Consider the following 18,171-nt stretch of genomic DNA (forward strand, 5'->3'; position numbering starts at 1 on the left):
CACGGCACGGCCGCGCCGCCGCCGGTGGGCACCACACCGACGGCGGGCCGCGGCGACCGGTCAGGCGGGCGGCGCAGTGAGCAGGTAGTCGTCGGCGTCCGCGCTCCACCGCAGGTCGACCACGCCGCTGGTCGCGGCGGCCTTGCAGAACTGGAGGAAGCCTCGGTAGCCGAGCTTCTTCTCGCTGAAGTCCGGGCGGGCCCGGCGGAGCTGGTTCTTCAGTCCGGACAGGGCCACCGACCCGTCGGTCCCGGCCAGCTCCAGCACCACCGAGTGCAGCAGCGCGAACGCCACCTCGCGGTCGCCGTGCTCGGGCAGCGACACCTCCGGGTCGCCCTTGGCGGGGCCCTCGGACAGCTCGACCACGTTACGCCCGGCGAGGTGGCGCAGGAGTTCACCGAAGGTGCGGAACCCGTAGTCGGACTCGCTGAACGTCGGGTCCTTGCGCAGCAGGGTGCGCTTGAGCCGGGAGGCGGTCACCTCGTCGCTGGAACTGCCCTGGAGACCGGCCACGGTCTGGGCGACCAGGACGGCGAGGGTGTCGACGTCGCGTGCCCGCTCCTCGACCACCGGCTGGGCTTCGGGCTCCGGCTCCGGCGCCACCGGTTGCGGCTGCGGCTGCGGCTCGGGGCTGGGCAGCCGGGCCGGCCGGCCACGCCGGCTGCGGGCGGGCGGCACCTCGACGCCTTCGAGGCGGTCGTAGTACAGGAATTCGTCGCACGCCGGGGGCAGCAGCGCGGAGGTGGAATTCTCCACGCCCACACCGATGACCCGCTTGTTGAGCTCGCGGAGCTTGTGCACCAGCGGGGTGAAGTCACTGTCGCCGGTGCAGATCACGAACGTCGAGATGTAGGTGCGCTCGAAGGCCAGCTCCACCGCGTCCACGGCCATCTTGATGTCGGCGGCGTTCTTGCGGGAGGCGCCCATCCGCTGGGGCATCTCGATCAGCTCGACGTGCGACCGGGTGAGCATCCGGCGGTCCTCGTCGAAGTACGACCAGTCGGCGTACGCCCGGCGCACCACGACCCGGCCCCGCTCGGCGAGCGCGTCGGCGATCGGACGCAGGTCGAAGGCCATGCCGCCCAGGTGTTCGCGTGCCCCCAGCGCCAGGTTCTCGTAGTCGAGGAACAGCGCGATCCGGTCTTCTTGATCCACGCGGCTCAGCCTACGCCCGTCGACCTGCCGATTCGGTACGGCTGCGGGAGCGACTCGGGCAGGTGGACGGCGGGCGCGGCCCCGGCATCCGAACGGATCGACACATCCCTCTAGCGCACCGGCCGTTGATGGCAATATCCTCCACCTCACACGCGCGTCATGGAGCTACTTTTCACACCGCTTCCGGGGCCGACCGGCCCGCCGAGGAGATGACATGCACGTCGACCACTCTGCACTCGACCGTCGTACCCTGCTGCGGGCCGGCCTGGGCGCGGCCACCGTCGCGGTCGTCGGGTCCGAACTGGCCCTCCCGGCCGCCGCGCACGCCGACCCCGGCGCGGACCTCGACTGGATCCTCAGCTGCGACGAGTGGGGCGCCCGGCCGCCGGCCGACCCGCTGTCGATCAGCGCGATCGCCACCAACAAGATCATCGTGCACCACATGGCGTTCCCGAACGTCACCGACTACTCCGAGGCGCAGGCGATCAAACTGGCCCGCGACTGCCAGAACCTGCACATGGACGGCAACGGCTGGTCCGACACCGGGCAGCACTTCACGGTCAGCCGCGGCGGCTACGTCCTGGAGGGACGGCACGGCAGCCTGGAGCGGCTCCAGGCCGGCGACCGGCAGATGATCTCGGCGCACTGTCCCGGCGAGAACGGCCGGTCGATCGGCATCGAGAACGAGGGCACCTACGTCACCGAGACGCCGCCCGAGGAGCTGCTCGACTCGCTGGTCAAGCTCTGCGTCACCGTCTGCCGGCAGTACGGCCTGCACGCCCACGACATCTTCGGCCACTGGGACTTCCGCACCACCGCATGCCCCGGTGCGGCCTTCTACCGGCTCTTCCCCGCCGTGCGCCGGCGGGTGTTCCGGAAGCTCGGCACCGACCTGGCCGACGTGCCGGCCCGCCGCTGGCCCGACCTGTGGCGCTTCGTCGGCTCCCCCGCCGTCCGGGTCGCCCAGTACCTGCTCGCCTACCGGGGCTACGCCGTCACCCCGAACAGCGCCTTCGACCCGGCCACCGTGGCGGCGGTGCAGGACTGGCAGTACCGCAACGGCATCCCGGTCGACATCGACGCCACCATCACCGGTCCGACCTGGGAAACCCTCGCGCCGGAGCTGGAGAAGGACGCGACCGGCCTGCCGGTCCAGGCGGTGCAGTTCATCCTCAACTGGAAGGGCTACACCGACGTCGCCGTCACCGGCGAGTACGACCACGCGACCAAGCTGGCCGTCCAGGACGTCCAGGAACTGCACGGCCTGCCGGACAGCGGCAAGGTCAGCACGAGCACCTGGTGCGCCCTGGTCGGCGGGGTGGTCCGGCAGTCCTTCCGCGAGGAGTGAGCGGCGCGGCTGTGGTCCCGGTGCCGATACCGGGACCACGGCCTCCGCCCGCGGGGTCAGCCGTCCCGGCGGTAGCTGAGGGCGAAGTCGAGATCCCACTGCCGTCCGTCGGCGGACCGTTCCCACCGGGCGTCGATGGTGGCGCCGTCGGCGCTCATCGTGCCGAAGAAGCGCTGGTGGAAGCCGGGCGCCTCGCGCCACAGCCGCCAGCTGCCGGCGTCGAAGGTCATCCGGTAGACCCGGTGCACGCCGCGCCCGTCGGCGTAGAGCATGGTGAAGTCGTTCGCCGTGTCGTCGAGCCCGACCAGCGCGGTGACGGGGAACGGCGCGTTCTCCCGCCACGCCCGTGGCGCGGTGCCCGGCGGCGGATCGGCGTCGGTGAACTGGCGCAGGAACAGGCCCCCCTCGGCCCAGGCGAACTCGGTCCACGCCGGGCCCAGGCCGTCCACCTGCGGCTGCACCGTCCACCTCCCGACCAGGGCGTCGAGCCGGGCAAGGGTCCGATGACGGTCGGCCATGGCGGTGCTCCCTCCGCGACGCCTCAGGCTAGCGCGACAGGCCGGTCGGGCGGTGTCACCGGCGTGTATGACGCCGTAGCGGCCGGGCGCGGTGCGACGATGGCGCTGGTCGTCGACCTCAAGGAGGATGTCGTGGCGTCGCAGCTCAACCCGTACCTGAACTTCGCCGGTAATGCGCGCGAGGCGATGGAGTTCTACCAGCAGGTCTTCGGCGGCGATCTGACGCTGAACACGTTCCGCGAGTTCGGCACCGAGGATCCCGCGTTCGCGGACCAGATCATGCACGCCCTGCTCCGCACCCCCAGCGGCTACGTGCTGATGGCCTCGGACATGCCGCCGGGGATGGAGCTGCGGCGCGGCAACGGCAACACGATCAGCCTCAGCGGCAACGACGATGAGCTGCGCGGCTACTGGGAGCAGCTCTCCTCGGGCGGGATCGTGCAGATGCCGTTGGAGAAGCAGGTGTGGGGCGACGAGTTCGGCCAGTGCGAGGACCGGTTCGGCGTCCCCTGGATGGTCAACATCACCCAGGCGCAGATGTAGGTCGTTTGGCGAGCGGCCGCGCCGGGGAGTGTGGCGGGCATGAAGTGGGCCCGTCGAGCCGTACCCGTCGTCGCCGCCGCCGTCGCCGGTCTGGCCGCGCGCGACGTCCTGCAACGTGACCACGCGCTGCGGCGCAACTTCCCCCTGATCGGGCGCGCCCGCTACGTGTTGGAGGCGATCGGGCCGGAGCTGCGGCAGTACATCGTGGCCGGCAACGACGAGGAGCGGCCGTTCACCCGCGACCAGCGGCGCTGGATCTACGCCTCGGCGAAGCAGGAGAACAACTACTTCGGCTTCGGCACGGACAACGACATCGAGCGCACCCACGGCTACCCGATCATCAAGCACCGCACGTTCGCCCGGACCGTGCCGCCGTCGGCGCCGACGGCGGGGCACGACGTGCGGCTGCCGGCGGCGAAGGTGCTCGGCGGCCCGCGGGGACGCCGGGGGGCCTTCCGCCCGGAGTCGGTCGTCAACATCTCCGGGATGAGCTTCGGCTCGCTGTCCGGCAACGCCGTCACCGCCCTGAACCGGGGCGCCGCGCTGGCGGGCTGCCTGCAGAACACCGGCGAGGGCGGGCTGTCGCCGTACCACCGCAACGGCGGTGACCTGGTCTTCCAACTGGGGACGGCGTACTTCGGCTGCCGGGACGAGCGGGGCCGGTTCAGTCTGCCCCGACTCAGGGACCTGGTGGCCGGCGCGCCGGTGCGGGCGCTGGAGGTGAAGCTCAGCCAGGGCGCCAAGCCGAGCCTCGGCGGGCTGCTGCCCGGGGCGAAGGTGTCGGCGGAGATCGCGGCGACCCGGGGCATCCCGCAGGGCCAGGACTGCGTCAGCCCGTCCCGGCACGCCGAGTTCTCCGACTGCGACAGCCTGCTGGACTGGGTGGAGCTGCTCGCCGCCGAGACCGGCCTGCCGGTGGGCATCAAGTCCGCCGTGGGCGACCTGGGGTTCTGGGACGAGCTGACCACGCTGATGCGCGACACCGGCCGGGGCGTGGACTTCGTGACCATCGACGGCGGCGAGGGCGGCACCGGCGCCGCGCCGCTGATCTTCACCGACTCGGTGTCGCTGCCGTTCCAGCAGGGCTTCGCCCGGGTCTACCGGACCTTCGCCGAGAAGGGCCTGCACGAGCAGACCCTCTTCGTGGGCGCCGGCAAGCTCGGCCTGCCGGACAACGCCATCGTGGCGTTCGCGCTCGGCTGCGACATGGTGAACGTGGGCCGGGAGGCGATGCTGGCGATCGGCTGCATCCAGGCGCAGAAGTGCCACACCGACACCTGCCCGACCGGCGTCGCCACCCAGAACCCATGGCTGGCCCGCGGTCTGGACCCGACCCTGAAGTCGGTGCGGGCCGCCAACTACGTCTCCACCCTGCGGCGCGACCTGGTGAAGGTCGCCGAGGCGTGCGGCGTGGAGCACCCCGGGCTGATCGACACCGACTCGGTGGAGATCCTGGACGGCCGCACCGCCTCCGTCCCGCTGCGCGAGGTGTACGGCTACCGGCCCGAGTGGGGCCTGCCGTCGGCGGCCGACCGGGCGGCGATCGTCGCGCTGATGACCGGGGAGGCGCCCCGGGGCGGCAGCGCGCCGCCGTCGGCCACCGCGCAGGGCTGAACACGCCGGGGGTCACCGCGACCGGGGACCCGCGGACCGTTCGGTACGGCGGCGGTCCGCCCAGCGGCGGTGACGCCGGGCTCGCCCGGTGCGCGCCCGGGTGACGGGCCGGGTCATCTGGTGGTGAACCGGCGGGCGGACCTCGGCCGCCCCCGCGCCGGCGGCGTGCCGCACCAGCCGGTTGGCGGCGTCAGGTTCGCAGCCGGTCGCCCGGAGCAGCTCGCTGTCGGCGGTGCGCAGGTCGGTGACCACCCCGTCGCCGAAGGACCCCACACCCTCCGCCCACGCCCGGCCGGCCAGGGTGGCGCTCTCCAGGCCCCGCTGGCGGGTCCGCTGCGGCTCCTCGCCGCCCTGGCACTCGCGGCGCAACTCGGCGACGGCGTCGGCGAGCCGGTCGACGGCCTGCGGCAGCGGCGCCGGGATCGGCTCGCCGTACTGCAGGGCGGTGGCCGAGCGGCGGGCCACCGACCGGCCGTAGAGGATGAGCCGTTCGAGGTGTTGGGTGCCCGTGGCGTACCGGTGGTACTGGGCCCGCCGGTGCCAGCGGACCGGGGCGATGGTGACCACCTCCTCGGCGCCGCTGAGCGACTCGTGCAGCCGGCCGACGTCGTCGTCCAGCCCACGCATCGCCTCCAGGGCCCGGACCGCAGCGTCGGCGTCCCGGTCGGACAGGGCCTTGGCGACCGCGCGCAACTGGTCGGTCACCGTGGCGAAGATCGGCGCGGCGGCCCGGTCCAGTACCCGCAGCGGGTTGATCGGCAGCAGCACGGCCACCACCACCATGCCGACCGCGGCGCCGACCAGCGCGTCGAAGATCCGGGGCAGCTCCAGGTTGCGTTGCATCGGCGCCAGGGTGGAGATCAGCACCGCCGTACCGCCCGCCTGGCCGACCAGGGCCCCACCCCGCCCGGCGACCACCAGCGCCGTCGCGATCGCCAACGCGACGACCAGCCCGGTCTGCCAGGGACCGGCGCCGAGCAGGAAGCGCAGCAGGTCCCCGATGACGATGCCGAGCCCGACGCCGGCGAGCAGTTCGAAGGTCCGGCGGGCCCGCTGCCCGATGGCGGTGGCGATCGTACCGACGGCGGCGGCCGGGGCGAAGACGTGCGCGCCGGGGCCGAGCAGGCGCTGAGCGATCAGGGCGGCGAGTGCCGCGGCCAGCCCGGCCTGCACGGCGATCACCATGGTGAGCTCCAGCTGGCGCACCCGGACCCGGCCGGCGTGCCCGCCGGAACGCCGTGCCCGGTCGACCGCCTGCCCGCCGCGCGCGGCGATGTCGTCCAGCGGCGACCTGACGGTGTCCACCGGGCGCTCCTCGGCCATGGCGGCGGGTACCCGACCGGTGGCGGGTGAATCGTCCCTGCCCGGCGGGGCCGGGAAAGTCGGCGCCGACGGCGACCGCCGACCAGAATGGGGGCGTCCGGACGAGACGTCGACCGGAACCGGACATCGGCCCCGACCTGACGGGAGAACCGCGTGGCGGTGGACGTGGTGACGGAGGTGCTGGTCGACCGGCCGGTCGACCAGGTGGCCGCCTACGCGGGCGATCCGGCCAAGGCACCCACCTGGTACGTGAACATCGAGTCGGTCGAGTGGCTGACGCCCCCGCCGCTGCGCGTCGGGTCCCGGCTCTCGTTCGTCGCGCACTTCCTCGGCCGGCGGTTGGCCTACACGTACGAGATCGTCGAGCTGGTGCCCGGGGAGCGCCTGGTGATGCGGACCGCCGAGGGGCCCTTCCCGATGGAGACGACCTACCGCTGGGAGCCGCAGGGGGCCGGGCGGACCCGGATGATCCTGCGCAACCGGGGTGAGCCGAGCGGGTTCGCCGCGGTGGCCGCCCCGATGCTGGCGGCGGCGATGCGCCGGGCAAACCGCAAGGACCTGGCCACGCTGAAGGCGCTGTTGGAGGGGTGAGGCCCCGGCCGGCAGGGGGCCGTCCGGGCAGGTCATCGCGGGGAACGCGGCCGCCATGCGAACATGTGTTCGTGTCGAGTGACGCCACCATCCTGCACGCCGACCTGGACGCCTTCTACGCCTCGGTCGAGCAGCGGGACGATCCCCGGCTGCGCGGCCGGCCGGTGATCGTCGGCGGCGGGGTGGTGCTCGCGTGCAGCTACGAGGCCAAGGCGTACGGAGTGCGCAGCGCGATGGGTGGGCGGCAGGCCCGCCGGCTCTGCCCGGACGCGGTGGTGGTGCCGCCGAGGATGGCGGCGTACACGGCGGCCAGCCGGGCGGTCTTCGACATCTTCCGGGGGACCACTCCCCTGGTCGAGGGGCTCTCCATCGACGAGGCGTTCCTCGACGTGGGCGGCCTGCGCCGGCTGGTCGGCCCGCCGCCGGAGATCGCGGCGCGGCTGCGCCGGGAGGTCCGCGACCGGGTCGGCCTGCCGATCACCGTGGGGGTGGCCCGGACGAAGTTCCTGGCGAAGGTGGCCAGCGGGGTGGCCAAGCCGGACGGGCTTCTGCTGGTGCCACCCGACGGCGAGTTGGCGTTCCTGCATCCGCTGCCGGTGGAGCGGCTCTGGGGAGTCGGGCCGGTCACGGCGGCGCGGCTGCGGGAGCGCGGCATCCGCACCGTCGGCCAGGTGGCCCGGCTCGACGAGCCGGCGCTGGTCTCGCTGCTGGGCGCCGGCACCGGTCGGCACCTGCACGCCCTGGCCCACAACCGTGACCCCCGGCCGGTGCAGGTGGGCCGGCGCCGCTCCTCGATGGGCGCCCAGCACGCGCTGGGCCGGGAGCCCCGGTCGGCGGCCGATCTGGACGCCGTCCTGTCCGGGCTGGTGGACCGGGTGGCCCGGCGGATGCGGGCGGCCGACCGGTCCGGCCGGACGGTGGTGCTGCGGCTGCGCTTCGCCGACTACACCGGGGCCACCCGCTCGCGCACCCTGGGTAAGGCGACCGCGCAGACCGGTGTCCTGCTCGACGCGGTTCGCGCGCTGCTGCGGGCGGCGTTGCCGGAGATCGACCGGCGGGGCGTGACGCTGGTCGGCGTGTCGGTGGGCAACCTCGACGACTCGCCCGTGCAGCCGGAACTGCCGTTCACCCCCCACCCGGGCGCGGAGCTCGACGCGGCGGTGGACGCGGTCCGGGACCGGTTCGGGTCGGGGGCGCTGACCCGGGCCACGCTGCTCGGCCGCGACCCGGGGCTGGAGATGCCCCGCCTGCCGGACTGAGTCGCGGCCTTCCGGCCCCGCCCTCGGTGGGGCATGCTGGATCGATGGGAGAGGTGCTGCCGATGCCCGGCTTCGGTGACCTGTTCACCGACACCCGGGGCGACGACCGGACGATGCGGGTCAGCTACCACCCGGAGCGCGGGGCGGTGGTGGTGTCCCTGTGGCACGGCACGACCTGCCGGGGCTCCTTCCGGATGGCGGTCGGCGACGTGGCCACGCTGCGGACCCTGCTGGCCGAGATCGAGGCGTCGGCCGCACCGCCCGCGCCGCTCCCGACCGTCGGCGGGCCGGGCGCGACGGTCGCCGTCGGGGGCCGGGCCGCGCCGCCAGCGCCGGCCGTCGACCAGACCGGCGACATCTCGGGTACGGCCCACCGCGGCGCGCTGCCGATCCTGCCGGTCCCCCGGGTCGCCTAGGGAGGCACGTCGACCGGCCGCCCGCGCGGGCCGTCGTGGCGCCGTGGTTGCCCTAGGATCGCCGGAATGTCGTTCACGCCGAGGACCGTGCGCCTGCTCATGCCGCCGGCGGCGGCGCTCTTCCTGGCCGTGGCGCTGCTCATCCGGGTCGTCGACGACGGCGCCCTGCGCCAGTACTCGGGTACCGCGCTGTACGCGTCGATGGTGTGGGCGGCGGTGCTCTTCCTGTGGCCGCGGCTGGCGCCGCTGCCGGTCGGGGTGGTCGCGGTGGCGTTCTGCTGGGCGGTGGAGTGCGCGCAGCTGACCGGGGTGCCGGCGGAGCTGTCGGCGCGCAGCCTGGCGGCCCGGCTGGCGCTGGGCGTGCGGTTCGATCCGGTGGACCTGGCCTGGTATCCGGTCGGGGTGGTGCCGCTCGTCATGGCGCACGAGCTGCTGCGCCGCCGGGGCGCATTCCGACGCATGACCGTTTTCCCGCCGGGTACGCAGCGTCACGGTCGCAGGGATGGTGGCCCGGATGGGCCTGCCGATGGTCGGGCGGGACCGCACACGAGCCGGAAGGGGTGCGTGCGATGAAGGTCAGGAACTCGTTGCGTGGGTTGAAGCGCAAGATGAACTCGATCGTGGTGCGCCGGCGCGGCAAGGTCTTCGTGATCAACAAGGCGGACCGGCGCCAGAAGGCCCGGCAGGGCTGACGCCGCCCGCAGCCGACGACGACGGCCGGCGGTGGACCCGGCCGCCGTCACACCGGGGGGCGCCTCACCAGGCGCAGGGGGCGTAATCCTTGAGGAAGCAGCCGTAGAGCTCCTCGCCGCGCTCCCCGCGCACGATCGGGTCGTACACCCGGGCGGCGCCGTCGACCAGGTCCAGTGGCGCGTGGAAGCCCTCATCGGCGAGGCGCATCTTGGTCGGGTGCGGCCGCTCGTCGGTGATCCAGCCGGTGTCGACGCTGGTCATCAGGATCCCGTCGGCGCGCATGTCCTCGGCGCTGGTACGGGTGAGCATGTTCAGCGCGGCCTTGGCCATGTTGGTGTGCGGGTGGCCGGCACCCTTGTAGCCCCGGCCGAACTGCCCCTCCATCGCGGAAACGTTCACCACGTACGCGCGCCCGGTGGGGGCGGCGGCCATCGCCGGCCGCAGCCGGCTGACCAGTACGAACGGGGCCGTCACGTTGCACAGCTGGACTTCGAGCAGCTCGACCGGGTCGACCTCGTGCACCCGCTGCACCCAGCTGTTGACCGGGGCCAGGTCGGGCGCGAGGCCGCCCGCGTCCACGGCGGTTGCGGCCGCGATCCGCTCCGGCGTCGCGGACCGGCCGGTCAACGCGAGCGCGGTCAGGGCGTGCGGGGTGATCACGGGCGAGCCCGCGTCGGGCAGGGCCGCCGCCGCGACGGCCCGGCCGCCGGTGAAGGTGAGCAGCTCCGGCAGCGGCCCCTCGGGCAGCGCCGCGGACTCGGCGGCGACCAGGTGGGCGTACGCCTGGGGGCTGCGCCGGACGGTCTGCGCGGCGTTGTTGATGAGGATGTCCAGCGGGCCCTGCGCGGCAACCGAGTCGGCGAGGGCCACCACCTGGGCGGGGTCGCGCAGGTCGATCCCGACGACCCGCAGCCGGTGCAGCCAGTCGGCGCTGTCCGGCATCGCGGTGAACCGGCGGACGGCGTCGTGCGGGAACCGGGTGGTGATGGTGGTGTGGGCGCCGTCGCGCAGCAGCCGCAGTGCGATGTACATGCCGATCTTGGCGCGACCGCCGGTGAGCAGCGCCCGCCGGCCGGTCAGGTCGGTACGGGCGTCGCGGCGCTCCCGGTTGGTCGCCGCGCAGGTCGGGCAGAGCTGGTGGTAGAACGCATCGACCTCGCGGTAGCGCGCCTTGCAGATGTAGCAGCCGCGCGGGTTGATCAGCGTGCCGGCGGTGGCGCCGGAGGTGGGCGTGGAGAGCGGGATGCCCTGGGTCTCGTCGTCGATGCGGCCGGGCGCGCCGGTGGCGGTGGCCGCGGTGACGGCCCGGTCGTGGGCGAGGACCGCGTCGCGGCGTTCCTCACGCCGGCGCTGCTTGATCATCTTGTAGAGCCGGGCGGTGGCCCGCTGCACCCGCACCACGTCCGGGTGCTCGGTCGGCAACTCCTCCAGCGCCTCGAAGACCCGCAGGCAGGTCGCCAGCTGCTCCTCGTCGATGCCCACGACGTCCGCGTCCGTGCCCGTTCCTGCGACGTTGTCCACCGTCATGCCGCTACCGTCTCGCCCTCGTCCCCGGGGTCGACGCCCGACCCGACCCGGGAACTGTACGCACCGGGCGGCGACCGGTGCGACGCCCCCGCACGCCAGGGGCGGTGAGCTGGCCCACCGTCGCGCTCACCGGCGGCTCAGCGCAGCTCGCCCTCCAGCAGTCCCATGGCGAACTTGTCCTGCCACTGCCCGTCGCGGCGGAAGACCTGACGCAGCCGGCCCTCGTCGACGAACCCCACCTTGCGGTAGACGTGCCGGGCGGCCTCGTTCCCGTCGACCACGGTCAGCGTGATCTTGTGCAGGCGCATCCGGTCGAAGCCGTAGCGGCACACCGTCCGCACCGCGTCGGTGGCGAACCCCCGGCCCCAGTACTCCTTCTCCCCCAGGTAGATGTCGAGGTCGGCGATGCCCGTCTCCGGCTCGGCGCCGTGCAGCCGCACCAGCCCGATGAGCTGCGCGTCGTGCAGCACCTCGACGCCGAAGAGCACGTCGCCGTAGTCGTTGCGGGGCCGCTGCTCCAGCCACGTCCGGACCACGGTCAGGTGCTGGGGGTGGCCCGCGTCCATCCAGCGCATCACGTCCGGGTCGTGGTTCCACCGCCACAGCGCCTCGGCGTCGGACGGCTCCATCGCCCGCAGCTTCACCAGGTTGCCCCACGCGTTCATGGCCGCCCCTCGTCCGTTTCCATGATCATAGTTGGGGCGTCCAGAGCTTTGCTCAGAGCCAGCCGCGACGCTTGAAGACCAGGTAGAGCGTGCCGCAGACCACGGCCATCAGGGTCAGGGCGAAGGGGTAACCGTACCGCCAGTTCAATTCCGGCAGGTGCGCGAAGTTCATCCCGTAGACCGTGCCGATCAGGGTGGGCGCGAACAGGATCGCCGCCCACGAGGACACCTTCTTGAGTTCCTCGTTCTGGGCGTAGCTGGCGGCGGTGAGGGTGCGCATCTCCTCGTTCTGCGCCCGGGTGACGAGGGTGGCGTTGACGGTGAGGATGTTCTGCAGCAGATGCCGGAAACCGTCGACGCGTTCCACCACCTGGGTGAGGTGGTCGGCGACGTCGCGCAGGCGGCGGCGCAGCTCCTCGTCGGTCCGGTGGGTCTCGAAGCCGCCGGTGAGGGCGTCGAGCACCTTCAGCAGCGGGCGGGCGGCGCGCTGGAAGTGGATGACCTCGCGGCTGAGCTCGTAGATGCGGCGGCTGGCGTTGGGATCGCCGCCGAAGACCTCGGTCTCGATCTCGTCGATGTCGTTCTCCAACCCGGCGACGACCGGGGCGTACCCGTCGACGACCCGGTCGAGGACGGCGTAGAGGACCGCCTCGGGGCCGAGGGCGAGCGCCTGCGGGTCGGCCTCCAGCCGGCGGCGGGTCGCCACCAGGTCGGGGGTCTCGCCGTGCCGGACGGTGATCACGAAACCGGGGCCGATGAACAGGTGCAGTTCGCTGAACTCGACCGCCTCCCGGTCGTCGAGATACTGGGCGGCGCGCAGCACCACGAACAGGGTGCTGCCGTAGCGCTCCAGCTTGGGCCGCTGGTGGGCGTTGATGGCGTCCTCCACCGCCAGTTCGTGCAACTGGAACTCCCTGGCCAGCGAGAGGATCTGGCCGGTGCTGGGCCGGTAGAGCCCGATCCAGGCCATCGCGTGGTCGAGTTCCTGCAGGCAACGGTAGGTGTCGCCGAGGGTGGCCGGGGAGGCGTGGCGGCGGCCGTGGGTGTAGACGGCGTTGTCGACCAGCCCGCGCCCGGCCGGTTCGCGCCGGTCGTCCCGCGCGCCGGGCTCGTGCTCGTCGAGGCGACGGCCGAAGCCACCGCCGGAGGGCCACCGGTCGTCGCCCATCGTCCTCCCGGAGGTCGTCACACCGACGCCGCACCGCCGTACCGCGCGGTCCGTCGCCGCCGGATCCCCCGTACCGCAGGGGTGAAACCCGGCCGATGACCGGCACCCGCCGGGTGTCCGGTTGGCCGGGCCGTCGGAGAGGATGACGGTACGGCCGCACCACCGCGGCCGGTGCTCCGGGGAGGTGTTGGATGCAGCACGACTCGTTGCCGTATCTGGACGAGCACGCCACGGTCATCGCGGCGGGAACGGAGACCATCTGGCGCGCCCTGGGCGAGACGCTGGACGGTTCCTTCTCCCATCGCCCGGCCGCCGGCTACGCGAGGCTGGTGGGGTGCGCCGACAGCGCGGCGGCCGGGCCGCGGCCTCCCGCCGAGGGTTCCACCTTTCCCGGGTTCCGGGTGGTGGCCGCGGCGCCGGGGCGGGAGCTGGTCCTCGTCGGCCGGCACCGCTTCTCGTCCTACGCGCTGATCTTCCGCATCGACCAGCTCGATGCCGGCCGCGCGCGGCTCCGCGCGGAGACTCGCGCCGCGTTTCCCGGCCCGGCCGGCGGCCTCTACCGACGGCTCGTCATCTCCACCGGTGGGCATGCGCTGAGCACGCGCCGTCTCCTCTCGACGGTCCGCCGCCGAGCGGAGCGGCCCGCGTGATCCGCAGCCGGTGCACCGCCCGGCCGCGAAGCACCGCGACCCGGCCGCAGCGCACCGCCGGCCGCGGTGGGCGCGGGCCGGGCGCCGTCGGAGGCGGTGTACCCCCGACGGCGCGTACGGCGATCAGTTCCGGTTGATGGTGAAGGTGCTGGTGGTGTTGCGGATGTCCTGATCGTTGCCGCTGAGCCGCAGGTTGGTGAAGGTGGCGGAGCCGACCGCCGGGCCCTGACCGGGTTCGGGCAGCTCGGTGGCCCAGATCCCGAAGCCGGACCTGGCGTCGAAGGCGTCCCCGCTGCGCCGGGCGCCGCTGATCGAGACGTTGGTGAACACGGTGTCGGTGATCGGGTTCTGCGGCTGCCCGCCGACGTAGTTGGTCTGGAACATGATGCCGCTGAAGGTCGGGTCGACGATGTCGACGTCGCTGACCCGGATGCCCTGGAACACCTCCGAGGCGGAGAAGACCCAGATCGCCGGGAAGGTCTGCGAGCCCCAGAAGTGCCCACCGGCCCGCACGATCGAGATGTTCTCGAACCGGGTCGGCGGGTCGGCGCCGAAGCCGTTCATCGGGTAGCCGAAGTCCAGCGAGCTGACGGTGATGCCGGAGTAGACCAGCGTGTCGGCGATCTAGATGTTGCGGAAGGTGTTGGCGTAGCCGCCGTACACGGCCACCCCGGCGGCCCGCCAGGTCAGCAGCGAGGTCAGGTTCTCGTAAACGTTGTTCTTCTCGTCGGCGCCGCCGGCGTCGATCGCCGAGAAGAGCGCGAAGCTGTCGTCGCCGGTCGCCCGCGCCTCGATGTTGCTGACCAGGTTGTCGGTGCTGCCGTTGGTCATGTTGACGCCGTCGGCGAAGGTGTCCCGGATCCGGGAGTTCCGGATCGTCATCCGGTCGGTGTTGGCGCCCCAGTAGAGGCAGACCTGGTGTTCGGCCCAGATGTTGTCGATCACCATGTCGGCCACGTTGGCGAGGTCGAAGACCTTGCCCGGCCCGTCGATGCGGGAGGTGTAGTTGCCGAAGTAGGCGAACCCGGCGAAGGTCGACCCGTTGGCGGTGGCGTCGGCCCGGCACCCGAGCGATCAGGTCGGGCCGGCTCCGTCCGCCGCGCGCGGCGAGTCCACCGGGTCGGCGGTACGCAGCCAGACGGCGGTGTCCGGAGGCAGCAGACCATCGTCGAGTGGCCCGCTGGCCAGCAGCAGCTCCCCGTCGGCGGGCAGCGGGACCGGCGCGTCGGCGAGGTTGACCAGGCAGCGGAAGCCCCCGCCGCGGCTGAAGGCGAGGACCCCGTACGGCGCGGGCAGCCAGCTCAACTCGCCGTCGCCGAGCGCCGGGTCGGCCCGCCGGACCCGGATCGCCGACCGGTACAGCTCCAGCATCGAGGTCGCGTCGCCGGTCTGGGCCCGGACCGTCCGGTCCTTCCAGTCGGCCGGTTGTGGCAGCCAGGGCGCGGCGGCGCCGTCGGGGCTGAACCCGAACGGCGGCTCGTCACCGGCCCACGGCAGCGGCACCCGGCAGCCGTCCCGACCGGGGTCGACCCGGCCGGAGCGTTCCCACATCGGGTCCTGGCGCAGCGCGTACGGAATGTCCTCGACCTCGTAGAGGCCCAGCTCCTCGCCCTGGTAGACGTATACGGCGCCGGGCAGCGACAGCGAGAGCAGCGCGGCGGCCCGGGCCCGGCGGGTGCCCAGCTCCAGGTCGGTGGGGATCCCCTCGCGCTTCGCGGCGAAGCTGAACGAGGTGTCCGCTCGCCCGTAGCGGGTGACGTGGCGGGTGACATCGTGGTTGGACAGCACCCAGGTGGCCGGCGCGCCGACCGGCGCGTGCGCGCTCAGCGTCCCGTCGATGCTCTCGCGCAGCGCCGCGGCGTTCCAGGCGCAGCCGAGGAAGTCGAAGTTGAACGCCGCGTGCAGTTCGTCCGGGCGCAGGTAGTTGGCGAACCGCTGCCGGTCCGGCATCCACACCTCACCGATCAGTGCCCGGTCGCCGGGGTACCCGTCGGCGATCCGCCGCCAGTCGCGGTAGATCTCGTGCACCCTGTCGAGGTCGCGGAACGGGTGCGGCCAGCCGGCCCGGGTCTCGGGCAGCGTCCCGTCCTTGACCAGCAGCCCGGCCGAGTCGATCCGAATGCCGTCCACGCCACGGTCGAACCAGAACCGCAGCACGTCCTCGAACTCCGCCCGCACCCTGGGGTGGTCCCAGTTGAAGTCCGGCTGCCGGGCGGTGAACAGGTGCAGGTACCAGTCGCCGGGGGTGCCGTCCGGGTTGACGGTCCGGGTCCAGGTCTCGCCGCCGAACTCGCCGACCCAGTCGGTGGGCCGCTGCTCCCCGTTCGGGCCCCGGCCGGGGCGGAACCAGAACAGCTCCCGCTCGGGCGCGTCCGGTCCCCCGGCAAGCGCCGCCCGGAACCAGGGGTGCGCGTCGGAGCAGTGGTTCGGCACCACGTCGACGATGGTCCGGATGCCGAGCGCGTGTGCCTCCACGATCAGCGCCTCCACCTCTGCCAGGGTGCCGAAGACCGGGTCGATGTCGCGGTAGTCGGCCACGTCGTAGCCCGCGTCGGCCATCGGAGAGGGGTACCAGGGGCTGAACCAGATCGCATCGATGCCGAGCGCTGACAGGTGATCGAGCCGGGACCGGATGCCGGCGATGTCGCCGATGCCGTCGCCATTGCCGTCGGCGAAGCTACGTGGGTACACCTGGTAGATCACCGCTCCACGCCACCACGGGCCACCGTCTGCTGTGGACACGGGCACCTGCTTTCTGCGTCGGTACGTCGGCGGGTTCGCCGGAGGAGAATGTGCGTCGGGCGAACGGTCGTCGTTCGCCGGCGTCCGCGTCCGCGGGGCTATCCCTTGAGGCTGCCGGTGGTCAGACCGGACATGATGTTCCGCTGGAAGATCAGAAAGACGATGACGGTCGGGATCGCGGCGATGACCGACGCGGCGATCACCACGTTCATCGGCGTACCACCCGAGAAGGCGTAGATGCCGACGCTGACCGTCCGGGTCTCGGGCGACGGCATGACGAGCTTCGGCCAGAGGAAGTCCTTCCAGACCGCCGTCACGGCGAAGATCGAGACCACGCCGAGGATGGGGCGCGACATCGGCAGGATGATCGACCACAGCGTGCGCAGCGGCGTCGCCCCGTCCATGAGGGCAGCCGCCATCAGCTCCTCCGGGATCGAGTCGAAGAACCGCTTGAGCAGGAAGATGTTGAACGCGTTCGCGACCGCGGGCAGCCAGATGGCAAACGGCGAGTCGAGCAGGTTGATGTGCAGGATCGGCAGGTCGATCACGGTCACGTACTGCGGAACGATGAGGACCATCGCCGGGATCATCAGCGTTGCCAGCATCAGGCCGAGGATCAGGTTGCCGAACGCCGGTCGAAGCTTCGACAGCGCGTACGCCGCAGCGGTGTCGAGGACGAGCTGGAACAGCAGTGCGCCGGCCGCGTAGTAGAACGTGTTGAACAGCAGCTTGGCAAGGTCCAGGTTGTTCCACGCGTCGGCGTAGTTCTGCGGCTGGGGATCCTTCGGGAACAGCGATGGCGGGGTCTGCGCGATCTCCTGGCCGGACTTGAGCGCGCCGGTGACCATCCAGTAGAGCGGCCCGAGGAAGACGAGCGTGAAGCCCACGACGACGACGGCGAGCAGCGTCCAGTAGACAACCCGGCCGCGCCCCCGCCTGAGCTGGGAATGGGAGATGAGGGTCCGGGTTCCTGAGTCCTGTGCCATTCCTCGCCCCGTCCTAGTCCTGTTTCGCGCTCAGCCGCAGGTAGGCGGCGGAGAAGCCGGCCAGCACCACGAGCATGATCACGCCGAGCGCAGCGGCGCCGTTGAGGTCGTTCTGGAAGAACCCGTGCTGGTAGATGAGGTACGCCACCGAGGTCGCGGAGTCCTCCGCGCCCGTGCCGTTCGCGAGGATCAGCGGCTCGATGAAGAACTGCGTCGTGGCGACGATCTGCAGCATCGCCAGAAGCGCGAGGATGAGCCGGGTCTGCGGAATCGTCACGTGGCGGATCCGCCGCCAGATCCCGGCGCCGTCGAGCTCGGCCGCTTCGTAGAGCTCGCCGGGGATGTTCTGCAGTGCCGCCAGGTAGATCAGTACCGCACCGCCCATGTTCATCCAGGTCGACGCGATCACCATCGCCGGCATCGTCATCTCGGGGGACTGCATCCACTGCGAGGTGGGCAGGTGCAGCGCCTTGAGGATCGAGTTGAAGAGTCCCGCGTCGCTGGGGTCGTACGCGTAGAACTTGAAGAGGAAGAGCGCCGAGGCCGGCGGCAGCATCACCGGCAGGTAGACCAGGATCCGCAGGTACCCCGTGGCGTGACGGAACTCGTTGAGCAGGATCGCCACGAAGAACGGCACCGCGTACCCGAGTACGAGCGCGAGAACGGTGAAGTAGAGGGTGTTCTTCCAGGCCGCCCCGAAGCTCGGGTCGGCGATGACCCGGTCGTAGTTGTCCCAGCCGACCCAGGTCGTGACCCCGCGCCGGGTGCGCTGGAAGCTCATGACGACGCCGCGGATCATCGGGTACCAGGAGAAGAACGCGAAGCAGATGACGGCGCCGATCAGGAACGCGTGCCCGGTGAGGTTGTCCCGTACCTTGCGGCCGAGGCTCGTACGCCGCGACCCCGCCGGGTGCGGCGACGTGGGGCGACCCCGTTCTCTCGTGGTCCCCGGGAGGGTGGTGATCACCAAGGC

The 18,171-nt window shown here is 72.3% G+C and carries 18 protein-coding genes and 1 pseudogene; 9 read left to right on the top strand and 10 right to left on the bottom strand.

Going from position 1 to position 18,171, the window contains the following annotated elements:
- Positions 1 to 60 precede the first annotated feature (60 nt).
- Complete coding sequence (locus AC5RWQ_RS19910; protein ID WP_494284209.1) at positions 61 to 1,155, bottom strand: NYN domain-containing protein; 1,095 nt, start codon at positions 1,153 to 1,155, stop codon at positions 61 to 63.
- A gap of 214 nt (positions 1,156 to 1,369) precedes the next feature.
- On the opposite strand from AC5RWQ_RS19910, the gene AC5RWQ_RS19915 reads away from it, so the two are divergent.
- A complete protein-coding gene (locus AC5RWQ_RS19915) occupies positions 1,370 to 2,503 on the top strand; it encodes a peptidoglycan recognition protein family protein (RefSeq protein ID WP_494284210.1) in 1,134 nt (377 codons plus the stop codon).
- Between the two features lie 56 nt (positions 2,504 to 2,559).
- On the opposite strand, the gene AC5RWQ_RS19920 is transcribed toward AC5RWQ_RS19915, so the two are convergent.
- Positions 2,560 to 3,021 (bottom strand): hypothetical protein, encoded by a 462-nt coding sequence (locus AC5RWQ_RS19920; protein ID WP_494284211.1) that lies wholly within the window; start codon positions 3,019 to 3,021, stop codon positions 2,560 to 2,562.
- A gap of 63 nt (positions 3,022 to 3,084) precedes the next feature.
- On the opposite strand from AC5RWQ_RS19920, the gene AC5RWQ_RS19925 reads away from it, so the two are divergent.
- Both AC5RWQ_RS19925 and AC5RWQ_RS19930 read left to right on the top strand, forming a co-directional pair.
- Entirely contained in the window at positions 3,085 to 3,564 is a 480-nt protein-coding gene (locus tag AC5RWQ_RS19925) for a VOC family protein (protein WP_494284212.1), read from the top strand.
- 39 nt (positions 3,565 to 3,603) lie between these two features.
- Positions 3,604 to 5,178, top strand: a complete 1,575-nt coding sequence (locus tag AC5RWQ_RS19930; protein WP_494284213.1) for a glutamate synthase-related protein — start codon at positions 3,604 to 3,606, stop codon at positions 5,176 to 5,178.
- Between the two features lie 12 nt (positions 5,179 to 5,190).
- Here AC5RWQ_RS19930 and AC5RWQ_RS19935 read toward each other — a convergent pair whose 3' ends face one another.
- Positions 5,191 to 6,483 (bottom strand): FUSC family protein, encoded by a 1,293-nt coding sequence (locus AC5RWQ_RS19935; protein WP_494284214.1) that lies wholly within the window; start codon positions 6,481 to 6,483, stop codon positions 5,191 to 5,193.
- A gap of 171 nt (positions 6,484 to 6,654) precedes the next feature.
- On the opposite strand from AC5RWQ_RS19935, the gene AC5RWQ_RS19940 reads away from it, so the two are divergent.
- The 5 genes from AC5RWQ_RS19940 to AC5RWQ_RS19960 all read left to right on the top strand — a co-directional run bounded on the left by AC5RWQ_RS19940 (position 6,655) and on the right by AC5RWQ_RS19960 (position 9,459).
- Positions 6,655 to 7,092, top strand: coding sequence for an SRPBCC family protein (locus AC5RWQ_RS19940; protein WP_494284215.1), 438 nt, complete (start codon positions 6,655 to 6,657; stop codon positions 7,090 to 7,092).
- 71 nt (positions 7,093 to 7,163) lie between these two features.
- A complete protein-coding gene (dinB, locus tag AC5RWQ_RS19945; RefSeq protein WP_494284216.1) occupies positions 7,164 to 8,351 on the top strand; it encodes a DNA polymerase IV in 1,188 nt (395 codons plus the stop codon).
- A gap of 44 nt (positions 8,352 to 8,395) precedes the next feature.
- A complete protein-coding gene (locus AC5RWQ_RS19950; protein ID WP_494284217.1) occupies positions 8,396 to 8,767 on the top strand; it encodes a hypothetical protein in 372 nt (123 codons plus the stop codon).
- A gap of 66 nt (positions 8,768 to 8,833) precedes the next feature.
- Positions 8,834 to 9,340, top strand: coding sequence for a ribosomal maturation YjgA family protein (locus AC5RWQ_RS19955; RefSeq protein ID WP_494284218.1), 507 nt, complete (start codon positions 8,834 to 8,836; stop codon positions 9,338 to 9,340).
- A complete protein-coding gene (locus AC5RWQ_RS19960) occupies positions 9,337 to 9,459 on the top strand; it encodes a 50S ribosomal protein L36 (protein WP_494284219.1) in 123 nt (40 codons plus the stop codon). Before AC5RWQ_RS19955 ends, AC5RWQ_RS19960 begins: the two co-directional genes overlap by 4 nt.
- Positions 9,460 to 9,523: 64 nt before the next feature.
- Here the strand turns inward: AC5RWQ_RS19960 and AC5RWQ_RS19965 are convergent, their stop codons facing one another.
- The 3 genes from AC5RWQ_RS19965 to corA form a co-directional block, all read right to left on the bottom strand.
- The gene (locus AC5RWQ_RS19965; RefSeq protein WP_494284220.1) at positions 9,524 to 10,987 is read right to left on the bottom strand and encodes an SDR family NAD(P)-dependent oxidoreductase; all 1,464 of its coding nucleotides are present in this window, start codon (positions 10,985 to 10,987) and stop codon (positions 9,524 to 9,526) included.
- A gap of 137 nt (positions 10,988 to 11,124) precedes the next feature.
- A complete protein-coding gene (locus AC5RWQ_RS19970; protein WP_494284221.1) occupies positions 11,125 to 11,652 on the bottom strand; it encodes a GNAT family N-acetyltransferase in 528 nt (175 codons plus the stop codon).
- 52 nt (positions 11,653 to 11,704) lie between these two features.
- Entirely contained in the window at positions 11,705 to 12,820 is a 1,116-nt protein-coding gene (corA, locus tag AC5RWQ_RS19975) for a magnesium/cobalt transporter CorA (RefSeq protein ID WP_494284222.1), read from the bottom strand.
- A gap of 191 nt (positions 12,821 to 13,011) precedes the next feature.
- Between corA and AC5RWQ_RS19980 the strand changes: the two genes are divergently transcribed.
- Positions 13,012 to 13,470: a hypothetical protein gene (locus AC5RWQ_RS19980; RefSeq protein ID WP_494284223.1), complete on the top strand. Its 459-nt coding sequence runs from the start codon at positions 13,012 to 13,014 to the stop codon at positions 13,468 to 13,470.
- A 123-nt stretch (positions 13,471 to 13,593) separates the two neighbouring features.
- Here AC5RWQ_RS19980 and AC5RWQ_RS19985 read toward each other — a convergent pair.
- The 4 genes and pseudogenes from AC5RWQ_RS19985 to AC5RWQ_RS20000 all read right to left on the bottom strand — a co-directional run.
- A pseudogene (locus AC5RWQ_RS19985) lies at positions 13,594 to 14,538 on the bottom strand (glycosyl hydrolase); the annotation flags it as partial.
- Positions 14,539 to 14,544: 6 nt separating this feature from the next.
- Positions 14,545 to 16,212 carry a glycoside hydrolase family 13 protein gene (locus AC5RWQ_RS19990; protein WP_494284224.1) on the bottom strand — a complete coding sequence of 556 codons (1,668 nt, stop codon included), beginning with the start codon at positions 16,210 to 16,212 and terminating at the stop codon, positions 14,545 to 14,547.
- A 98-nt stretch (positions 16,213 to 16,310) separates the two neighbouring features.
- Positions 16,311 to 17,198: a carbohydrate ABC transporter permease gene (locus AC5RWQ_RS19995; protein WP_494284225.1), complete on the bottom strand. Its 888-nt coding sequence runs from the start codon at positions 17,196 to 17,198 to the stop codon at positions 16,311 to 16,313.
- 13 nt (positions 17,199 to 17,211) lie between these two features.
- Positions 17,212 to 18,168, bottom strand: a complete 957-nt coding sequence (locus tag AC5RWQ_RS20000) for a carbohydrate ABC transporter permease (RefSeq protein WP_494284226.1) — start codon at positions 18,166 to 18,168, stop codon at positions 17,212 to 17,214.
- Positions 18,169 to 18,171: the final 3 nt, after the last annotated feature.

The organism is Micromonospora sp. BS32 (assembly GCF_059089345.1).

Excerpts from the sequence above, each read along its gene's own strand:
- AC5RWQ_RS19965 (WP_494284220.1), bottom strand. The coding sequence starts at position 10,987 with ATGACGGTGGACAACGTCGCAGGAACGGGCACGGACGCGGACGTCGTG.
- AC5RWQ_RS19960 (WP_494284219.1), top strand. The coding sequence starts at position 9,337 with ATGAAGGTCAGGAACTCGTTGCGTGGGTTGAAGCGCAAGATGAACTCG.
- AC5RWQ_RS19980 (WP_494284223.1), top strand. The coding sequence starts at position 13,012 with ATGCAGCACGACTCGTTGCCGTATCTGGACGAGCACGCCACGGTCATC.
- AC5RWQ_RS19955 (WP_494284218.1), top strand. The coding sequence starts at position 8,834 with ATGTCGTTCACGCCGAGGACCGTGCGCCTGCTCATGCCGCCGGCGGCG.
- AC5RWQ_RS19995 (WP_494284225.1), bottom strand. The coding sequence starts at position 17,198 with ATGGCACAGGACTCAGGAACCCGGACCCTCATCTCCCATTCCCAGCTC.
- AC5RWQ_RS19930 (WP_494284213.1), top strand. The coding sequence starts at position 3,604 with ATGAAGTGGGCCCGTCGAGCCGTACCCGTCGTCGCCGCCGCCGTCGCC.
- corA (WP_494284222.1), bottom strand. The coding sequence starts at position 12,820 with ATGGGCGACGACCGGTGGCCCTCCGGCGGTGGCTTCGGCCGTCGCCTC.
- AC5RWQ_RS19970 (WP_494284221.1), bottom strand. The coding sequence starts at position 11,652 with ATGAACGCGTGGGGCAACCTGGTGAAGCTGCGGGCGATGGAGCCGTCC.
- AC5RWQ_RS19950 (WP_494284217.1), top strand. The coding sequence starts at position 8,396 with ATGGGAGAGGTGCTGCCGATGCCCGGCTTCGGTGACCTGTTCACCGAC.
- AC5RWQ_RS19920 (WP_494284211.1), bottom strand. The coding sequence starts at position 3,021 with ATGGCCGACCGTCATCGGACCCTTGCCCGGCTCGACGCCCTGGTCGGG.
- AC5RWQ_RS19915 (WP_494284210.1), top strand. The coding sequence starts at position 1,370 with ATGCACGTCGACCACTCTGCACTCGACCGTCGTACCCTGCTGCGGGCC.